At 63.6% G+C, this 19,144-nt stretch carries 16 protein-coding genes; 12 read left to right on the forward strand and 4 right to left on the reverse strand.

The window, feature by feature from the left end:
* Window positions 1–28 precede the first annotated feature (28 nt).
* Genes urtB through urtE form a run of 4 tightly spaced genes read left to right on the forward strand, consistent with a single transcriptional unit; the run spans window position 29 to window position 4,218 of the window.
* Window positions 29–1,621 carry an urea ABC transporter permease subunit UrtB gene (gene urtB / locus NHH88_15055; GenBank protein USX17033.1) on the forward strand — a complete coding sequence of 531 codons (1,593 nt, stop codon included), beginning with the start codon at window positions 29–31 and terminating at the stop codon, window positions 1,619–1,621.
* Window positions 1,618–2,721, forward strand: coding sequence for an urea ABC transporter permease subunit UrtC (gene urtC, locus NHH88_15060; protein ID USX17034.1), 1,104 nt, complete (start codon window positions 1,618–1,620; stop codon window positions 2,719–2,721). Before urtB ends, urtC begins: the two co-directional genes overlap by 4 nt.
* Entirely contained in the window at window positions 2,718–3,515 is a 798-nt protein-coding gene (gene urtD / locus NHH88_15065; GenBank protein USX17035.1) for an urea ABC transporter ATP-binding protein UrtD, read from the forward strand. Before urtC ends, urtD begins: the two co-directional genes overlap by 4 nt.
* 4 nt (window positions 3,516–3,519) lie before the next feature.
* Entirely contained in the window at window positions 3,520–4,218 is a 699-nt protein-coding gene (urtE, locus tag NHH88_15070) for an urea ABC transporter ATP-binding subunit UrtE (protein USX17036.1), read from the forward strand.
* A gap of 149 nt (window positions 4,219–4,367) precedes the next feature.
* Here urtE and NHH88_15075 read toward each other — a convergent pair whose 3' ends face one another.
* Complete coding sequence (locus NHH88_15075; GenBank protein USX17037.1) at window positions 4,368–5,255, reverse strand: c-type cytochrome; 888 nt, start codon at window positions 5,253–5,255, stop codon at window positions 4,368–4,370.
* Between the two features lie 120 nt (window positions 5,256–5,375).
* Between NHH88_15075 and NHH88_15080 the strand changes: the two genes are divergently transcribed.
* From NHH88_15080 to NHH88_15110, 7 genes are all read left to right on the forward strand, one after another.
* Window positions 5,376–5,735: a c-type cytochrome gene (locus NHH88_15080; GenBank protein ID USX17038.1), complete on the forward strand. Its 360-nt coding sequence runs from the start codon at window positions 5,376–5,378 to the stop codon at window positions 5,733–5,735.
* Window positions 5,732–6,700 carry a c-type cytochrome gene (locus NHH88_15085; GenBank protein USX17039.1) on the forward strand — a complete coding sequence of 323 codons (969 nt, stop codon included), beginning with the start codon at window positions 5,732–5,734 and terminating at the stop codon, window positions 6,698–6,700. The genes NHH88_15080 and NHH88_15085 overlap by 4 nt, the downstream gene beginning before the upstream one ends.
* Window positions 6,697–9,243, forward strand: coding sequence for a cbb3-type cytochrome c oxidase subunit I (locus NHH88_15090; GenBank protein USX17040.1), 2,547 nt, complete (start codon window positions 6,697–6,699; stop codon window positions 9,241–9,243). The genes NHH88_15085 and NHH88_15090 overlap by 4 nt, the downstream gene beginning before the upstream one ends.
* A 23-nt stretch (window positions 9,244–9,266) precedes the next feature.
* Window positions 9,267–9,575 (forward strand): hypothetical protein, encoded by a 309-nt coding sequence (locus NHH88_15095; protein ID USX17041.1) that lies wholly within the window; start codon window positions 9,267–9,269, stop codon window positions 9,573–9,575.
* A gap of 104 nt (window positions 9,576–9,679) precedes the next feature.
* Entirely contained in the window at window positions 9,680–10,576 is an 897-nt protein-coding gene (locus NHH88_15100) for a hypothetical protein (GenBank protein USX17042.1), read from the forward strand.
* Window positions 10,577–10,592: 16 nt separating this feature from the next.
* Entirely contained in the window at window positions 10,593–11,234 is a 642-nt protein-coding gene (locus NHH88_15105) for a GNAT family N-acetyltransferase (protein ID USX17043.1), read from the forward strand.
* 107 nt (window positions 11,235–11,341) lie between these two features.
* Window positions 11,342–12,859, forward strand: coding sequence for an alpha/beta hydrolase-fold protein (locus NHH88_15110; GenBank protein ID USX17044.1), 1,518 nt, complete (start codon window positions 11,342–11,344; stop codon window positions 12,857–12,859).
* Here NHH88_15110 and NHH88_15115 read toward each other — a convergent pair.
* Entirely contained in the window at window positions 12,846–13,790 is a 945-nt protein-coding gene (locus NHH88_15115) for a LysR family transcriptional regulator ArgP (protein ID USX17045.1), read from the reverse strand. The genes NHH88_15110 and NHH88_15115 overlap by 14 nt on opposite strands.
* 90 nt (window positions 13,791–13,880) lie before the next feature.
* On the opposite strand from NHH88_15115, the gene NHH88_15120 reads away from it, so the two are divergent.
* The gene (locus tag NHH88_15120; protein USX17046.1) at window positions 13,881–14,714 is read left to right on the forward strand and encodes an arginase family protein; all 834 of its coding nucleotides are present in this window, start codon (window positions 13,881–13,883) and stop codon (window positions 14,712–14,714) included.
* Window position 14,715: 1 nt separating this feature from the next.
* On the opposite strand, the gene NHH88_15125 is transcribed toward NHH88_15120, so the two are convergent.
* Window positions 14,716–15,654 (reverse strand): response regulator transcription factor, encoded by a 939-nt coding sequence (locus tag NHH88_15125; GenBank protein USX17047.1) that lies wholly within the window; start codon window positions 15,652–15,654, stop codon window positions 14,716–14,718.
* Complete coding sequence (locus NHH88_15130; protein USX17048.1) at window positions 15,638–19,051, reverse strand: ATP-binding protein; 3,414 nt, start codon at window positions 19,049–19,051, stop codon at window positions 15,638–15,640. Before NHH88_15130 ends, NHH88_15125 begins: the two co-directional genes overlap by 17 nt.
* Window positions 19,052–19,144 lie beyond the last annotated feature (93 nt).

The raw sequence follows: 19,144 nt of genomic DNA on the forward strand, positions 1-19,144 counted from the left end.
GGCCGGCTTCATTTGAGGAAGACGCATCTTGAAAAAACTCCTGCTTATCGCCGCACTGCTGCTCACCGGGGCGGCACAGGCGGCCATCGACAGCGCCTTGCTGGCGCCATTGACGGGCGACGACGCCGACGCCCGCATCGTGGCGGTCGGCCGGATCGGCGCCCTGGCCAATGACGACGCCACCCGCCTGCTGATGGCGATGAAAAACGGCGACGCCTACGCGACACAAGAAGGCCAGGTCTTGATCGTCACCGACGACAAGGCCTACAACCCCGCCACCGGCGCCACCGGGCCGCTGCCCGAGGGGATCGATGGCCTGATGATCAACAACCGTCTGCGCGGCGCCATCGACGACGCGCTGTCGGCGCTCAAACTCCTGTCCGCCGACCGCGCCGAACGCCTGGCGGCCGTCACCGAGCTGCAAAAAAGCGTGACCCTGGCGCAGGCGCCGCTGATCGACAAGGCGCTCGCCAAGGAAACCGACGCCGAGATCCGCCCCTTGCTACAACTGGTCTCGGCGACCGCCAACCTGCAATCGCCGGACGCCGCCAAGCGCAAAGCGGCGGTGGAGGCGCTAGCCGACAGCAGCAACGCCAACCTGCGCCCGACCTTGCAAACCATGCTGACCAAGAATGCGGACGGCACGCCGGCCGAGCCGGATGAAGGCGTCCGCGTGGCCGCCGCGCGCACGTTGGCCGCCATCGACAGCCGCCTGGCGCGCACAGAATTTATCGGCAACGTCTTCTACGGCCTCTCGCTCGGCAGTGTGCTGTTGCTGACGGCTTTGGGCCTGGCCATCACCTTCGGCCTGATGGGCATCATCAATATGGCGCACGGCGAGCTGCTGATGATCGGCGCCTACACCACCTATCTGTGCCAGACGGCCTTCCGCCAGTACTTTCCCTCGGCGGTGGACGCCTATTTGATCGCCGCGTTGCCGGCCGCCTTCCTGGTGACGGCGGCGGTGGGCGTGGCGATGGAGCGCACGGTGATCCGCTGGCTCTATGGCCGTCCGCTGGAAACGCTGCTGGCCACCTGGGGCATCAGCCTGATTTTGATGCAGGGCGTGCGCAGCATCTTCGGCGCGCAAAACGTCGAAGTGGCCAATCCCTCGTGGATGTCGGGCGGCGTGACGGTGCTGGGCAACCTGGTGCTGGCCTACAACCGCATCGCCATCATCATCTTCGCCATGATCGTGGTGGCGGGCGTGTGGCTGATCCTGAACAAAACGCGACTGGGCCTGTTCGTCCGCGCGGTGATGCAGAACCGCCGCATGGCCGGCTGCGTCGGCGTCTCGACCGCCAAGATCGACATGATGACCTTCGGCCTGGGCTCCGGCATCGCCGGCCTGGGTGGCGTGGCGCTGTCGCAGCTCGGTAACGTGGGGCCGGACCTGGGCCAGGGCTACATCGTCGATTCGTTCATGGTGGTGGTGCTGGGCGGCGTCGGCCAGCTGGCCGGCACCATCATCGCCGCGATCGGCCTGGGTGAGGCCAACAAGTTCCTGGAGCCGGTGGCCGGCGCGGTGCTGGCCAAGATCGCCATCCTGATCTTCATCATCATCTTTATCCAGAAGCGGCCGCAGGGTCTGTTCGCCATGAAAGGCAGGAGTGCCGAATGATCCACAACTCTTTATTTTCGCGCAGGGCATGGAGCGTCATCGTCGCGACCTGCGTGGTGCTGGCGGCGCTGCCCTTGCTTAACCTGGTTTTCCCGGACGGCCACGCGCTGCACGTGCCAAGCTACATGGTCAGCCTGATCGGAAAGTTCATGTGCTACGCGCTGGCCGCGCTGGCGCTCGACATGGTGTGGGGTTACGCCGGCATCCTGTCGCTCGGCCACGGCGTGTTCTTCGCGCTGGGCGCCTATGCGCACGGCATGTACCTGATGCGCGCCATCGGCAGGGACGGCGTGTACCAGAGCGATCTGCCTGACTTCATGGTCTTCCTGGATTGGAAAACCTATCCGTGGTACTGGACCGCGACCGACAGCTTCTGGTACTGCCTGGCGCTGGTGGTGCTGGTGCCCGGCGTGCTGGCCTTCGTTTTCGGCTTCTTCGCCTTCCGCTCGCGCATCAAGGGCGTGTACTTCTCGATCATCACACAAGCGATGACGTACGCCTTCATGCTGCTGTTCTTCCGTAACGACACCGGCTTTGGCGGTAACAACGGCTTTACGGACTTCAAGCGCATTCTCGGGTATTCGATCAGCGCGCCGGGCACCAAGGCGACCTTGTACCTGGTGACCCTGGCGGCGCTGGCCGGCTCGCTGCTGCTGTGCCGCGCGATCGTGCAATCGAAGTTGGGAAGGGTGCTGCAGGCGGTGCGCGATTCGGAATCGCGGCTGATGTTCATCGGGTATAACCCGCTGTGGTTCAAGCTGTTCGTGTGGACGCTGTCGGCGGTGCTGTGCGGGATCGCCGGCGCCTTGTATGTGCCGCAGGTGGGCATCATCAATCCGTCCGAGATGTCGCCGGCGAATTCGATCGAGATGGTGATCTGGGCCGCCGTCGGCGGGCGGGGCACCTTGATCGGTCCTATCATCGGCGCGTTCTCGGTCAATGGATTGAAAAGCTGGTTCACCGGCGCCTTCCCGGACCTGTGGCTGTTCGCGCTGGGATTGATATTTATTTTAGTGACGCGCTATCTGCCGCAGGGCATCGCCGGTCTGGCGGCGCGTTGGGGTAACGGTTCGGGCAAGGCCAAAGAGGAGGCGGCATGAGCGGAAACGAGAGCTATGACCGCGTTGCAGGCCACGGACTGGATACGACGCACGGCGCGATCCTGTACCTGGAGGAGATCACGGTGTCGTTCGACGGCTTCCGGGCGCTCAATAAACTGAGCCTGGACATTTCGGTCGGCGAGCTGCGTTGCATCATCGGGCCCAATGGCGCCGGCAAGACGACGATGATGGACGTCATCACCGGCAAGACGCGGCCCACGTCCGGGACCGCCTGGTTCGGCCAGACGATGGATTTGAGCCGCATGACCGAGTACCAGATCGCCCACGCCGGCATCGGCCGCAAGTTCCAGCGCCCGACCATCTTCGAGCAGCACACGGTGTTCGAGAACCTGGAACTGGCGATGAAGACCGACAAGCGCGTGCGGCCCACGTTGTTCGCGCGGCTGAACTCCGAGCAGCGCGGCAAGATCGACGAGATCCTCAAGCTGATACGCCTGAACGGCAGCGAGGCGCGGCTTGCCGGCCTGCTGTCGCACGGCCAGAAGCAGTGGCTGGAGATCGGCATGCTGCTGATGCAGGAGCCGCAGCTGATTTTGCTCGACGAGCCGGTCGCCGGCATGTCCGACGCCGAGACGGCACGCACGGCCGAACTGCTGAATGAATTGCGCGGCAAGCACTCGATCATGGTGGTCGAGCATGACATGGCGTTCGTGACGGAGATCGCGCAGCAGGGCGTGGTGACGGTGCTGCACGAGGGCTCGGTGCTGGCGCAGGGGACCATGGCCCAGGTGCAGTCCGACGAGCGGGTGATCGAAGTCTATCTGGGACGCTAAGAATATGCTGCAAGTTGAAAAAATCAATCAGTACTACGGTTCTTCGCACACCTTGCGGGGCGTGTCGCTGGAGCTGGAGCGCGGCAAGTGCATGGCGCTGTTGGGCCGCAACGGCGTGGGCAAGACCACGCTGTTGAAGTGTTTGATGGGCGTGTTGCCGGTGTCGGCGGGCAGTGTGAAGCTGGAAGGGCGCGACATCACGCGCATGGCGCCGCACCAGCGGGCAAGGGCGGGCATCGCCTATGTGCCGCAGGGGCGGGAGATCTTTGCGCGCTTGACGGTGGAGGAGAATTTGCTGATGGGGCTTGCCACGCATAGCGGCAAGAAGGCCGGCATCATCAAGGGCGAGGTGTATGAGCTGTTTCCGGTTCTGAAGGACATGCTGCACCGGCGCGGCGGCGACTTGTCCGGCGGCCAGCAGCAGCAACTGGCGATCGCGCGGGCGTTGTTGGCGGAGCCGAAGTTGATCATCCTGGATGAACCGACAGAGGGTATCCAGCCGTCGATCATCAAGGACATCGGCAACGTTATCCGGTTGCTGCGCCAGCGCGGCGATATGGCGATTCTGCTGTGCGAGCAGTATTTCGATTTCGCGCACGAGCTGGCGGACCAGTTCATGGTGCTGTCGCGCGGCGAGGTGGTGGCATCGGGCGCGCAGGCGACGATGGGCGATCCGGACGTCAAACGTCATTTGGCGGTGTAGGAGGCGTTTTTTAGCAATTGCGACGGAGCTTGGCCGATTACGCTGCGCTAATCCGCCCTACGTGGAACACGTCAGATCTCAAGATTCCACGCAATCACGTAGGGCGGATTAGCCGGAACGGCGTAATCGGCCATGATCCGCCAACAGCGCTATTGCGACAATAAATACACCGCCATATCCCGCGCGTCCGATTCGGTGACGTCCATCGCAGGCATCGCCGTCTGCGGATTGATTTGCTGCGGATCGCGTATCCATCTCGCTAAGTTCGCGGCGCTGTTGGGCAGGTGGCCGGCGATGTATTTGCGCGCCGCGAGGTCCTTGAGCGGCGGACCGACGAAGGTATCCGGTCCCGTCACGCCGGGAATCACATGGCAGGCGTTGCACGCATACTGGCTGAGCGCGAGCCGTCCGCGCCCGGCGTCGGCGTGTGCGCGCTCCGGCCGTGGCGCGCGCGGCTGCGCGCCCGCCTGTTTGGTGACCGCCGCATAAGCCTGCGGCGACAGCTCCGGCACGGCGACCAGAAAACCCACCACCGCCCACAAATCCTCGTCGGCGAGATGGAATTCCCACGCCGGCATGCCACTCATCTTGATGCCGTGGCGGGTGATCCAATACAGTTCATTCGGACGCCAACGGCGCGAGGCGTCGGCCAGAGGTCCCGGCACCGGCTGCATGCTCTTGCCGATATCGTCCTGGGCGACACCCGGCGCGCCATGGCAGACCACACAATTATCCCGATATAGTCCGGCCCCGCGCAGCAAGGCCGGCGACGACGCCACGCCGCCTTCCGATACCGCCCGCGCCTTGGCTTGCGTCACAAACGCCGGGGTTTGAACGTCCCGCGCGTAGTGCCGCACCGATTCGCGCATGCCTTGTTCAAGCACCGTGTGCACCGGCTGGAGGTGCAGCTTGGTCGAGGAAATGTCGTAAAAGCCGCCGAAAAAGACCACCGCCCCGATGGCGGCGCCCAGCACCCCGAGCGTCGCCAACGTGGCGGCGACGGTGATCAAAACGAGTCGTCGGCGGTGCATCGTCATCGTTCGAGCCCTTCGCCGAACGGGGCGACAACGCCGCGCTGGCTGGTGTTCTGTTGAAAATAGCGAAATGATATGTTTCTTGTATTATAGCCATTCAACAGGCTTGAGCAGGTTCCAATCGTGCGCATCCTTTACTTCTCCCTACTGGCGTTGTTGGCCGCCTGCGATACCGGCGAGCAGGCGCGTTCACCGGTGCCAGGCGCCGACGTCGGGCGCGGCAAGCTGCTGCTGGCGCAGTACCAGTGCGGGTCGTGCCACCAGATTCCCGACGTGGCGGCGGCACGCGGCACGCTCGGCCCGGCGCTGGAAAGCTATGGCCGGCGCAGTTACATCGCCGGCCAGATTCCCAATCATCCCGATGCGCTGGCGCGCTGGATCGTCGATCCGGCGTCCCTGAAGCCCGGCACCGCGATGCCCGCCATGGGCGTGTCGGCCGCCGACGCCCGCGACATGGCGGCCTACCTGTACGCGCTGCCATGAGCGTATCCACGAGTCCAACCGAGTGGCTGCAATCGGCGCTGCACCCGGCCGGGCCGGATGCCGCCGTCATCGCGCAACTGACGTGGGTGCTGTTCATTGGCGGCACGCTGCTGTTCATCGGCGTGATGGTCCTGTGCGCGATGAGCCTTCGCGGCGGCCGTCCGGTGCGGCCGATGGTGTGGATCGTCGGCGGCGGGGTGCTGCTGCCACTGGTGCTGCTGTCGGCGTCACTGGTGTTCGGCACCTGGCGCAGCGCCCAGTTGAGCAAGCCGACGTCGCAGCACGCGATCAAGATTTCGGTGATCGCGCGCATGTGGTGGTGGGAGGTGCGCTATACCGATCCCGCAGGCGGCCGGGATATTGTGCTGGCCAACGAGATCCGCGTGCCGCTCGGCCAGCCCGTGTATCTGGGGTTGAGCAGCGCCGACGTGATCCACAGCTTCTGGGTGCCCGCGCTGGCGGGCAAGGTGGACATGGTGCCGGGCCGCGTGCACGGCATGACCTTGCAGGCGAATCGCGCCGGCGTGTACCGCGCGCAGTGCGCCGAATACTGCGGCGAGCAGCATGCCCGCATGGCCTTGCACGTCGTGGCGCAGTCGCCGGCCGAATTTTCCGCCTGGCTGGCGGCGCAGGCGCGGCCGGCGGGGATCATGGTACAAGGCGGCGAGGTCGAACGCGGGCGGCGCGCCTTTGCCGAACAGCGTTGCGCCTCCTGCCATACGATACGCACCGAAACAGGCACGGGCGCGACAGCGGACACCGGCGCCGTCTTGGGGCCCGACCTGACGCACGTTGGCAGCCGTCTGTATTTGGGCGCCGGCACCTTGCGCAACGGGCAGGGCGCGCTGGCCGCGTGGATCGCCGATCCGCACGTTGCCAAGCCGGGCGTGCGCATGCCCGCCAGCGCCGACATGGACGGCGCCACCCTGCGCGCGCTGGCCGCTTATCTGGAGCAGCTCAAATGACGGCGGTACGCGATCTCCCCAGCTCCCTGCCACGGCCGGCGGGAGAGCTCGAACAACTTGAACGGGTCTGGCGTACGCCGCGCGGACTGGCCTTCCTCACGTCTGTCAACAACACCAATATCGGGCTGCTGTATATCGGCACCGCGCTGCTGTTCTTCATCCTCGCCGGCATCCTGGGGCTGATGATCAGGGCGCAGCTGGCGGTTCCGGAGAGCGCCTTGCTCAGCGCCGGAACGTACAACCAGGTGTTCACCATGCACGGCACGGTGATGATGTTCCTGTTCGCGATTCCGGTGGTCGAGGCGATCGCCGTGTTCCTGTTGCCCGGCATGCTGGGCGCGCGCGACCTGCCGTTCCCGCGCCTGTCGGCCTACGCGTTCTGGGCCTACGCGGTGGGAGGCCTCGGATTTTTCATCAGCCTGTTCTGGGGGCTGGCGCCGGACGGCGGCTGGTTCATGTACCCGCCGTTGACGGGCAAGGAGTATTCGCCCGGCCTGAACGCCGATTTCTGGCTGCTGGGCATAGGCTTCATCGAGATCTCGGCGATCGCCGGCGCCATCGAGCTGATTGTCGGCATACTGTTTACGCGCGCGCCGGGCATGACCTTGGGCCGCATGCCTGTGTATGCGTGGGCCATGCTGGTGGTGGGCGTGATGATCGTGTTTGCGTTCCCGGCGGTCATCGCCGGCACCACCTTGCTGGAACTGGAGCGGGCCTACGACTGGCCGTTCTTCATTCCCGCGCGCGGCGGCGACCCGCTGCTGTGGCAGCACCTGTTCTGGTTCTTCGGCCACCCCGAGGTGTATATCATTTTCCTGCCGGCGGCCGGCATGGTCTCGACGATGATCCCGGCGCTGGCCGGCACGCCGCTGGTGGGGCACCGTTCGATCGTCGCGGCGCTGGTGGCGGTGGGCTTCTTCAGTTTCGCGCTGTGGGCGCACCATATGTTCACGGCCGGCCTGGGGCTGCTGGAAACGAGCCTGGTGTCGGCGGCCAGCATGGCGGTGGCGATACCGACCGGCGTGCAGGTGTTCGCGTGGATCGCCACGCTGTGGCGCGGCCAGGTGCGCATCAACGCGCCGACCCTGTTCCTGCTCGGCTTCATGTTCATCTTCGTGCTGGGCGGCCTGACCGGCGTGATGGTGGCGGTGCTGCCGTTCGACTGGCAGGTGCACGACACCTATTTCATCGTCGCCCACCTGCACTATGTGCTGATCGGCGGCCTGGTGTTCCCGATGTTCGCGGCGCTGTATTACTGGATGCCGCTGTTGAACGGCAACCGCATGTCGGAGCCCGTGGCGCGCTGGGTGTTCGGGCTGATGTTCGGCGGGATGAACCTGGCGTTCTTCCCGATGCATATCACCGGTTTGCTGGGCATGCCGCGCCGGGTGTACACCTACTCGCCGGAGATGGGATGGGACTTCTTGAACCTTTTATCCAGCATCGGCGCCTTTGCCCTGGCGCTGGGCGTGTTGGTGTTTATCGTCGACGCGGTGCGCACCTTGCGCCTGCCGGAACGCGAGCATGGCAATCCATGGAACGCGTCCACGCTCGAATGGCTGCCGGCCGACGATTACGCCACGCGCAGCATTCCGCAGGTGGAGTCGCGCGACCCGTTGTGGGATCGTCCGCAACTGGCGCGGGAAGTGGAAGAGGGCGCGCACTGGCTGCCAAATACCGCGACCGGGCGGCGCGAGTCCATCGTCACGAGTCCCGTAAGCGCGCGTCCGCTATATCTGCTGGTGCTCCCGGGTGATAGCTGGTGGCCGTTCGCCGCCGCCGTCGGCACGGCCGGCTTCTTCCTGCTGTTGACGATCAAAATGACCTTGGTCGCGTGGGTCTGCGGGATCGTCGCGGTGGCCTCGGTGCTGGCGTGGATGTGGCAATCCGACACGCCGCCGGCGCAGCGCACGGCCAAGGTGGCGGATAACGTCGCGCTGCCGGTCGGCGTCACCGGCACGGCCTCGCACTCGTGGTGGGGGACCGTCATCATGCTGGTGGTGGACGGCACCATCTTCGCCTCCTTCCTGTTCGCCCATATCCACATATCAATGCGGCTGGAAGTGTGTCCGCCGCCGGGCAGCCGGCTGCCCGAACCGTTTTGGCCGTTGCTGTCGTGCGGCCTGCTGTTGGCCGGGTCGCTGCTGATCGAATGGACCCGGCGCACCTGTGCGGTCGCGCCGGCGAAACCGGGCAAGGCGCCACGCCGGGGGCAGGGCTGGCAAAGGTTGGCGATCGCGCTGGCGTTGGCGTGCGTGCTGGGCTCCTTCGGACTCGATCTGCGCGGCCAGGCGCTGGCGGGACTCGATCCGACCGGCCACGCGTGGGGGGCGACCGTGGCGGCGATGCTCGCCTATCAGGGGCTGCACGCGGTGTTGCTGTTCATCCTGGCGTGCTATTTGTTGGCCCGCTCCTGGACCGGCAGGTTGGAGCCGGCCAGCCGCGCCACGCTGGATAACTGCGCGCTGGTGTGGCATTACGCCACACTGCAGGGATTCGTCATCGCGGCGGCGGTGCAATGGCTGCCAAAACTGATGGGATGATCATGCGCACCCAGGACCGGCTTTTGAGAAAAATGACGCTGGCGGTGGCCCCGCTGCTGATCTGGGCCGCGCACTTCTTCTTTTGCTATGCGTGGACGGCGGCGGCCTGCCAGCGGGGTGGCGATCCCGCCTTGGCGCTGGGAGTGGCGTCGGTGCTGGCGGTGGGCGCGGCGGCGATGCTGCTGGCGCGCGCGCTGCGGCGGGTATGCCGCGCGCCGCAGCCTGTGCGCCTGATCGACTGGGTCCACTTCGCGTCGGCGGCGCTGGCGCTGGCGGCCATCCTGTGGACTTGCGTGCCGATGCTGATGCTGGAGATGTGTACGGGGCCGTGACGGCGCCGGAAAAGCTTTGTGACAAAGCGCGTACCTTTTTTGTTAAATATTGTGCTACATTGCTTTGTTTTCTTTTCCGAGCGGTGCCCGCGCCGCGCCGACACATGCATGTAAAGCATTCGCTGTACGCGTTCCTGTTGTTGATGTTCGCGCTGTTCGCCTTGTACTTCTATTCCAGCTTTCCACGCCACGCGGGAGCGGCGGGGGCTTCGCATCGGTCAGACGCCTGGTTGGGCAATCCCCGCGCGATGCTCCACGCGCCATCGAGCGATCCGGCGCACACCGATCCTGCCGCGTCCGGACCGATCGTGCCGTTGGCGACCCAAATCGATCGTCTGATTTCCTCAGGTGTTCCGTCCGACGCGCTGCGCGCTTACTGGCTGGTGCAGGCCTGCGTCGACATCGCGGAAAAAGGCACGCTGCTGAAGGTGGACGCGCAAAGCGAGACGCATTTACGCGGCTTGACAGACGAGGAGTATCAGGCGCAGAGGGCACTTTGCGCCGGCATGACGGAACGTATCAAAATGTCGCGCCTTGACCATCTGGCGATGGCTGCCAGGGCTGGGGTGAGCGGGGCGGATGACGCGTTCCTGCGTGCCGGTCCTTTCGGCGATCGGGGCGCGTTGAAGACGCGGCCCGACGATCCGCTGGTCAAGGCATGGCTTGTCGAGGCCGAGCAGCTGCTAACGGCGCACGCGGAGGCGGGCGACATGTCGAGCATGCTGACCTTGATGCAGGAGTACAGCGGCCATGGGGAGACGCTGGACCCCGACCCGGCGCTGGCGCTGCGCTATACCTACGCGGTGAGCGAGATCTTCGATAGCATGTTGAGCCGGAGCGACTCGAAGTTCCCCAATCCCTACAAGGCGGAGGTGGACCGGGCGTTGAAGGGACCACTGTCGACGCAGCAGGTGACCACGGCGATCGCCGCCGGCAAGGACATGGCGGAAAAGGCGGCCGAGCTGCAGGCGAAGAATCGCGCCATCGCGGCTAGCCGATAGGAGCAGAGACCGGACGATGGGCAAGCCTACTTCTTACGATGTCGCCACGGAGTTGCTGGCGGACTGGCTTGCCGCGCGTTCGATCGCGCGCGGCCTGCCGCTGCCGGTACCCGATAGCGGTGGACTGCGCGTCGACACGGGATCGCCCAGTGAAGTCCGGCGCTATGTGTTCGCCGGGCCGGTGCCGGAAATACGCGAGCTGGCCAGGTCGATCACGCAACCGCGCATCTATATCAAAATGATCGGGCCAGCGGAACAACTACTGGAACTCGTGCCGCCCGCATGGCAATTGCAGCCCGGCGCCCACGTGATGATCCATGACGGCAGGCAGGATGCGCGGCCCGCCTTGCCGTTGGGGTATCGGCTGGAACTGGTCGCCGACGACTTCACCACCGTGGCCCGCATTTTCAGCGTCGACGACGACCTGGCCGCCAGCGGCTATGCGGCGGAATACAACGGGACATTCATCTTTGACCGAATCATCGTCGAGGAGGGGCATCAGCGACGAGGACTGGGCAAGGCGATGATGGCGGTGCTGGGGGCGGCGCAACGCTCGCGCGCCGCGCGGCGCGTTCTCGTGGCGACCGATGCAGGGCGCGCACTGTATTCAACGTTAGGCTGGACTGCCATTGCGCCATATTCCACCGTGGTGATTTAGTACGCCGCTTAAAGCGTTGCTTAAAAAAGAATTGACACAAATGCATTTAAATAGAATAGTCCGGAGTAGACTACCGATCCACTTCCCTGACGGAGGACTATTCACTGATGAAAAACCATTCCACCCTCTTGCGTTGCATGTGGGTCGTCCTTGCGCTCCTGGCATGTTCTATGAATGCGATTGCCCAGGATCTGCCCGGCAAGCGTGTCGCACTCCGGTCAGAAATTTTGAAGGAAGAAAGAATCATCCAGGTGCTGCTGCCGGAGGGTTACAAACCCGGGTCACAAGAAAAGTACGATGTGTTGTACCTTTTGGATGGCGATTCGAACCTGCAAACCATCGCCGCTATCCAGCAGTTCATCCAGAATCATAACGGCATGCCGCCCGTTATTATGGTGGCAGTGTTCAATACCGATCGCAATCGCGACCTCTCGCCCACCCACATGGCTGGCTTGGCTTCATCGGGCGGAGCGGATAAGTTCCTGGCATTTTTGAAAAAGGAACTTGTCCCCTACATTAACAAATCCTACCCCGTGAGCGGCAATGCCATCTTGTATGGTCATTCATTTGGTGGCTTGTTCGCGATGTATGCGCTGCTTGAGGAGCCACTGCTCTTTAAATATTACTTGGCAGTTGATCCGAGTTTTTTTTGGGACGGCAACTATCTGAACAAACTTGCGGTCGATAAGCTGAGCGCATCGTCGGGAAAATCACTTTTCATCGCCGGACGCGACGAAGGCGGCATCAAGCAGATGGGGATTTCATCCATGGACGCTGTCCTGAAAGAGAAGGCGCCCAAGGAGCTGAACTGGAAAATCGCATCCTATCCTGAAGAGGACCACGGATCGATACGACTGAAAAGTGTGTACGACGGGCTGAGGTTTTTCTACGATGGCTTCGGCAATCAAGGCGTTCAGTTTCATCCAATGAATGGCATCGTTCTGAAGGATAAGCCTTACAAAATCTATTATTTCGGGCCGCCGCAAGAGGTGCGTTATACCAGTGACGGCAGCGAACCTACCTCCGCAGCCCCCATCATGGGCGCTGAAGCCACTTTAACGAACGGCGCGAAATTTTCCGCCAAGTCCCTCGGCCGCAAGGACCGGTATAACAAGGCCACTGTTGGCGAGTTCAAACTGGGAACAACGCTCGCTGCAAGCGCCAAGCCGGCGAATGTGAAGCCGGGCGGCTACCGCTATTCCTATTACGAAGGGGAGTGGGACGAGCTGCCGGACTTCGGGAAGTTGAAACCCGTTCAGTCTGGTTTCGCAGACAAGGATTTCAGTGTGAATAAACTTCGACGGCAAACCAACTTTGCATGCCTGATTGAGGGTTATATCGAGATTCAGAGGGACGGCTACTACATCTTCGTGCTGGATTCGGATGATGGCTCGAAACTGTTTTTGGGAGACACGCAACTGATCGCCTATGATGGATTGCACGGTGATGGGAAGCCGAAAACCTATATGCTTCCATTGGAGAAGGGCTTTTATCCAATTCGGATGGAGTACTTCCAGAGAGGCGGCGGCGCCAATCTGAAGCTGGATTATGTGGTGCCTGGTGAGGAGCCACCGCGTCCGGTTCCTGTTCCGTTTGAGCTTCAATACGGAGTCATTGACAACTAGCTGGCACCCGTTGCGAGGGTTGACCAAACCCGCACTTCTGGACCAATTGCCGGGCGGCGGTTCGCACTGCGTTGCTCAAGACGTCCAATGCCGAAGACTGTACCTGCCATCGATGGAAGTACAGCTTGATGTCGAAGTGTGCGCCCGGATGTATTTCGACCAGCTCGCCGCTGGCGACAAAGTCTTTTGCCATATGCTCGGGAATCATTCCCCAACCAAGTCCCCGCCGTGCGATATGCAGGAAGGCGGGCGTTGACGGGACGAAGTGCGACGGTGGTTGCATGCGTCGCGCGGTGAGGGACTCGATGAAGTCCGCTTGCATTCCGTCCTTGGCGTTATAGACGAGAACCGGGGCTTTTGCCAACGTGTCCGCGTTGACGCCCGCCCCGAAATATTGATCCCAAAACGAGGGGGTGGACAAGGCGAGGTAGCGCATGCTGCCCAAGTACTCGACGGAGCATCCCTGCACCGCCATTGGTGAAGCGCTGACGGCCGCCATCACCTCGCCGTCACGCAGCAAATAGGCCGAGTGATTTTGATCCTCGACCCGCACATCGAGCACGATTCGCGCGTTGTTGCAGGTCTCTTCGAAGGCGTCGCGGAACCATCCATCCAGCGAGTCGGCGTTGACGGCGACGGGGACAGACACCGGCTTGCGGCCATCGCCATCATCCAGTCCCAGATTCTCAAACAGCTCCTGTTCGAGCAGCTCGACCTGGATGGCGTGGCGGAGCAGTTCCCGGCCAGCGGCGGTGGGCCGGCAGGGCGTATCCCTGACAACCAACACCTGCCCAAGGCTGTCCTCAAGTTGTTTGAGGCGCTGGCTGATCGCCGACGAGGTGACATACAGGCACTTTGCGGCCGACTCAAAACTGCCATTTCTCACAATGGCGGCGAAGGCCGCGAGCTGCGATGCATTGAGTGCGGTCATTAGAAAAACTTAATAATATGAAGAATAATTAGTTTGTCTTGTCGATGGCGCGATGTCAATCTGTGGTTTTAACTATTCAAGGAACGCGCAATGTCCATCGCACTGACTGTGTTTCAAGGCCGCGCCGGAGACCACAACGACCTCGCTATACCGGGCGCCAAGGCGATCGGCGATCAACTCGGCGTCATGCTTGGCCTGGCGCCGTTGACGATCGGCTCTCCTGAGACGGCGCTCAGCGTCGATTGGCGGATCGAGCTTGACCATGCGCTGCCGGCACTACGCCAGATTCAGCAGCGGTTCGAGCAGATATTCCTCGATGGCGACATGCCCTTGTCGGCCACTAGCCGCTGTGCCGTTTCCCTGGCAACCCTGCCGGTCGTGGCCAAATATCGTAAGGACGCATGCATCGTCTGGTTTGACGCCCATGCGGATCTGAATACGCCGGCTTCCACGAACAGCGGCTACTTGGGCGGATTGGCGTTGTCGGGGCCTGCCGGACTATGGGAATCGGGCTTGGGCGCGGGTCTGGCTCTCGACAACCTTGTCTTGGTTGGCCAGCGCGATCTCGATCCGTTTGAAATGCAGCTCATCGCGTCGGGGAAGGTCTGCCATGTCCCGCCCGGCCCCGGATTGGACCACCGGCTGCGCAAGGCCATAGCGGGTCGTCCAATATATGTGCATCTCGATTGCGACGTTCTCGAACCCGGTATCGTTCCGACGGATTATGTGCATGCGCATGGATTGACGCTGCAAGACCTGCGCGGCGCTTGCGAGGTGATCGCCGAAGGTGGGGTGGTGGGCCTTGAAATCGCGGAGTTTCAGAATTCCTGGGTGGCTGGCGGTCCTTCGGTGTCGCCGGTTCCTTTGATCCGGACATTGGAGCCGTTGATCGCCAAGTTGTCGATAGCCGCGAACGCCGCCTGAATCAGGATCGTTCGAGTTCCTCTTTGCGGCCGCCGGCGCGCAGTTTGCTCAGGGCGACGGCGGCCGCCGAGGTGCGCGTCTCGACGCCAAGCTTCACGAACACGTGCTCGAGGTGCTTGTTGATCGTGCGCGGACTGGTGCCGAGGATCTCGCCGATATCGCGGTTGGTCTTGCCCTTGATGAGCCAATTGAGCACCTCCGATTCGCGCTGCGTCAGTTTGAAGGCGGCCATCAGCTTTTCGATCTGCGCGACGTCGGATTCCTCGCGCAGCACGATCATCCATTGCTCGTCCTCGCTGAACTCGGCCGCCGAGAAGATCAACCTGCGCGCGCCGCGCGCCAAGGTCAGCGGCGGGTGCGACTGGCCTTGGCTGTGCGCCGCCTGCGTCGCCGCCAGCCAGGTGGGTAACTCGGCATCGACCAGGTAGCCCTGCATCAAGTTGCGCGCCAACGGCGTTTGCCAGACGATCTTGCCATCGCGCGGCGACATCGCGATGACCGCGTTGCCGAAGGCGTCCAGCGCGCTGCGGGCCTGGTCCATCAGGCGCGCCGTCTGCATGTGCGCGGCGATCCTGGCCAGCACCTCGCCGGTGCGCAGGGGCTTGGTGACGTAGTCGTTGCCGCCCGCCTCGAAGGCGGCCACCACGTGCTCGGCCTCCGTCAGGCCGGTCATGAACACCACCGGGATATGGCGCGTGGCCAGGTTGGCCTTGAGCCGGCGGCATGCTTCGAAGCCGTCCATGCCGGGCATGATGGCGTCGAGCAGGATGATGTCCGGCTGCGCCTCGGCGGCGCGCTGCAACGCCGCTTCGCCGTTGTTCGCCACCAGCACGGTGAAGCCCGATTCGTCGAGCGCGTCGTGCAGCACGGCGAGGTTTTCCGGCACGTCGTCGACCACCAGCACCAGGTTGCCGCGCGCGGGTTCAATGTTGAAGTTCATCGCTCTTATTCTTTCGGACAAAGTCAGCCATCGCATCCAGCTGGAAGCGTTTGGCAAAATCGCGCATGGCGTGGGTAAAACGGGAGTACCGCGCATCGAGCACGTCGATCTCGTCGAGTTTGGCCTGGATGCCGCGCACATAGCCGATGCGTATCAACTCCTCCAGCGCCGCCATCTGCGCGGCGGGCGGCAGCGCCATGGCGGCCGACGGCGCCGGCATTTCGCTGCTGATGCTTTCCGCGCGCGGCTGCGTGATCCATTCCAGCGCCAGACGGCGGCCGATCCAGTCCAGCAGCTCGCCGACGTTGACCGGTTTGATGATGAAGTCTTCCGCCTTGATGCCGGCGGCGTTCTCCATGCCCTTGTCGAAGGCGTTGGCCGAGACGATGGCGATCGGCACCGGCGACAACTGGCGGCGGCGCAGGATGTAGCTGGCCTCCCAGCCGTCCATGCCCGGCATGGCGAGGTCCATCAAAATCAGGTCCGGCCGGAACGAGGCGTGCAGGTCGAGGCATTCGAGGCCCGACGCGGCCTGCGCGATCTCGAACCCCAGCGGCGCCAGGATGTTGAGCAGCAGTTCGCGGTCGACCCGTTCGTTGTCGACGACCAGAATGCGCCGGCGCGGACCGCGATAGCCGGTGCGCTGTTGCGCCGGCGCCTCCAGTTCCCGCAGCGCGTTGCCGGTGACATGCACGCTGGGCAGGAACAGGCGGATGTGGAATAAGCTGCCCCGCAAAGGCGCGCTGCCGATCTTCATCTCGCCGCCCATCAGCTGCGTCAGCATTTTGCTGATCGGCAGACCGAGGCCGGTGCCGCTGGCGTTGGCGTGCGCGCTGGCGCTGCCGCGCGTGAACGGCTCGAAGATGTGGTCCAGTTCCTCCTTCAGGATGCCGGGGCCGGAATCCTCGATCTCGAACGAGGCGATCTCGCGCGCGTACTTCAGCCGCAGCACGACGCCGCCCTCGCTGGTGAATTTGACGGCGTTGCCGAGGATGTTGATGAGGATCTGGCCCAGGCGTTTGCGGTCGGCGCGCACGATGCGCGGCAGCGCGCCGGTCAACTCGTAGCGGAAGGTCAGGCCCTTGTTGGCCGCCTGCAGTTCGAACATGCGCACCAGCTGTCCGATGAAGTCGGGGAAGTTGATCTCCTTGGTGTCGAAGGTCAGCTTGCCGCCCTCGATGCGGGCGATATCGAGCGTGCCCTCGATCAGCGACAGCAGGTGCTCGCCGCTGCTGCGGATCACGCGGATGGCCTGCTGGCGGTGCTCGGGGATCGATGGATCGTTGTCGAGCAGCTGGGCATAGCCCAGTATCGAATTCAAGGGCGTCCGGATCTCGTGGCTGATGCCGGCGATGTAGCGGCTCTTGGCCTGGTTGGCCAGGTCGGCGGTCTTCTTGGCCTGCTGCAGCTGGGCGTCGGTCTGGCTGTGCAGTTCGATCTCGCGCGTCAGCAGGCCGGTTTGACGGTTCGATTCCTCCTGCGCCACGCGGCGGCTTTCGCTGGTGAGCACCAGCCACCAGGCGACGATGCCGCTGGTGATCAACAGCGCGGCGAAGATCTTGAAGAACACCAGCCGCAGTTGCGGCAGCAGCGCGGCGTCGCCGATCGGCAGCACCGATTGCTCGTGGTAGTAGATCAATCCGAGCAGGGCGACCAGGAACAGCACCGTGACGATCATCAGCAGCAGGTAGTGTCCCAGCCCGCTGCTCAAATAGCGCCACAGCGATTTGGGCAGCAGCGCCTGCATCGCCTGCTGCCACTGCGCCGACACCTTCGCGTGAGGCTTGCAGACGTCGTTGCAGCGCGCGTCCAGGCAGCAGCACAACGAACAGATCGAACCCTGGTAGGCCGGGCAGTGCGCCATGTCCTCGGCTTCGTACTCCTTTTCGCAGATCACGCAGGTCTTCTGCACCACGCCCGGCTGGCGGGCGATATAGTATTTGCCCTTGGTGGCGATGGCGATCAGCGGCGCCGCCACCAGCGCCGTGAGCAGCGCGATGAAGGCGGAGAAGGCCTGCGCCTGGTGGCCGAACACGCCCATGAAGGCGGCCACCGACAGCGCCGACGCCAGCACCATGGCGCCGACGCCGACCGGATTGATGTCGTACAGGTAGGCGCGGCGGAATTCGATGCCCTTGGGGCTCAGGCCGAGCGGCTTGTTGACCACCAGGTCGGCCACCACCGCCGTGATCCACGAGATGGCGATGCACGAGTACAGGCCGAGCACCTGGTCGAGCGCCTGGAACACGTCGAGCTCCATCAGCAGCACGGCGATCAGCGCGTTGAACACGGCCCACACCACGCGCCCCGGGTGGCTGTGCGTCAGGCGCGCGAAGAAGTTCGACCACGCCAGCGAGCCCGCGTAGGCGTTGGTCATGTTGATCTTGACCTGCGAGATCACCACCAGCAGCGCGGTGGCCAGCAGCGCCCAGCGCGGATCGGCGAACACCTGGCCGTAGCCGGCCAGGTACATATGCGTGGGGTTGACGGCCAGCTCCAGCGGGACCGCGCTGCTGATGGCCAGGAAGGCGAGCAGCGCGCCGCCCAGCATCTTGGCGATGCCCAGCAGGATCCAGCCCGGGCCCGCGATCAGCACGCCCAGGTGCCAGCGCACGCGGTTCTCGGCCGTCTTGGGCGGCATGAAGCGCAGGAAGTCGACCTGCTCGCCGATCTGCGTGATCAGCGCCACGCCGACGGCGGTGGCGGCGCCGAACATCAGCACATTGAACTGGCCGTTCTGGCCGGAGCGGCCGGCGTAGTCCATCAGTTGCGGCAGCAATTCCGGCTGCTTGTGCAGGATGGCGACGAAGGGCAGCGCCATCAGGATCAGCCACACCGGCTGGCTGATCATCTGGATGCGGCTGATCAAAGTCACGCCGTGCGTCACCAGCGGGATGACCGCCAGCGCGCTGACCATGTAGCCGAGATAGAGCGGCAGGCCGAAATACAGTTCCAGCGCGTAGGCCATGATGGCCGCCTCCAGCGCGAACAGGATGAAGGTGAACGAGGCGTAGACAAAGGAGGAGATGGTCGAGCCGATGTAGCCGAAGCCGGCGCCGCGCGTGAGCAGGTCCATGTCGACGCCGTAGGTGGCGGCGTAGTAGCTGATCGGCAGGCCGGTGAGGAAGATGATCAGGCCGACGGCCATGATGGCCCACAGCGCGTTGATGAAGCCGTAGTTGACGGTGATGGTGCCGCCGATGGCCTCGAGCACCAGGAAGGAGATGGCGCCGAAGGCCGTGTTGGAGACGCGGAACACCGACCATTTGCGGAACGAACGCGGCGTGTAGCGCAGCGCGTAATCCTCGATCGTCTCGTTGGCCACCCAGGTGTTGTAGTCGCGCCGGATCTTGACGATGCGCTGGGGCGGTTCGGTCTCTGCCGCGGTGGTGCTCATGTGCTCCCTGTCTGGCTTATCGTTATGTTCTCCAGACTTTCAAGCAAGAAATATGCCGATAAATAAACGTGAACGCGGGGTATGCAGGGACTT

The organism is Oxalobacteraceae bacterium OTU3CAMAD1 (assembly GCA_024123915.1).
In the GTDB taxonomy this organism is placed as follows: Bacteria; Pseudomonadota; Gammaproteobacteria; order Burkholderiales; family Burkholderiaceae_D; genus Rugamonas.

What these genes read in the sequence shown, in the direction of transcription:
- NHH88_15100 (USX17042.1), top strand. Translation starts at nt 9,680, where the DNA reads ATGCATGTAAAGCATTCGCTGTACGCGTTCCTGTTGTTGATGTTCGCG.
- NHH88_15115 (USX17045.1), bottom strand. Translation starts at nt 13,790, where the DNA reads ATGACCGCACTCAATGCATCGCAGCTCGCGGCCTTCGCCGCCATTGTG.
- NHH88_15110 (USX17044.1), top strand. Translation starts at nt 11,342, where the DNA reads ATGAAAAACCATTCCACCCTCTTGCGTTGCATGTGGGTCGTCCTTGCG.
- NHH88_15130 (USX17048.1), bottom strand. Translation starts at nt 19,051, where the DNA reads ATGAGCACCACCGCGGCAGAGACCGAACCGCCCCAGCGCATCGTCAAG.
- urtE (USX17036.1), top strand. Translation starts at nt 3,520, where the DNA reads ATGCTGCAAGTTGAAAAAATCAATCAGTACTACGGTTCTTCGCACACC.
- NHH88_15085 (USX17039.1), top strand. Translation starts at nt 5,732, where the DNA reads ATGAGCGTATCCACGAGTCCAACCGAGTGGCTGCAATCGGCGCTGCAC.
- NHH88_15125 (USX17047.1), bottom strand. Translation starts at nt 15,654, where the DNA reads ATGAACTTCAACATTGAACCCGCGCGCGGCAACCTGGTGCTGGTGGTC.
- NHH88_15105 (USX17043.1), top strand. Translation starts at nt 10,593, where the DNA reads ATGGGCAAGCCTACTTCTTACGATGTCGCCACGGAGTTGCTGGCGGAC.
- NHH88_15075 (USX17037.1), bottom strand. Translation starts at nt 5,255, where the DNA reads ATGACGATGCACCGCCGACGACTCGTTTTGATCACCGTCGCCGCCACG.
- NHH88_15120 (USX17046.1), top strand. Translation starts at nt 13,881, where the DNA reads ATGTCCATCGCACTGACTGTGTTTCAAGGCCGCGCCGGAGACCACAAC.
- urtC (USX17034.1), top strand. Translation starts at nt 1,618, where the DNA reads ATGATCCACAACTCTTTATTTTCGCGCAGGGCATGGAGCGTCATCGTC.
- NHH88_15090 (USX17040.1), top strand. Translation starts at nt 6,697, where the DNA reads ATGACGGCGGTACGCGATCTCCCCAGCTCCCTGCCACGGCCGGCGGGA.
- urtD (USX17035.1), top strand. Translation starts at nt 2,718, where the DNA reads ATGAGCGGAAACGAGAGCTATGACCGCGTTGCAGGCCACGGACTGGAT.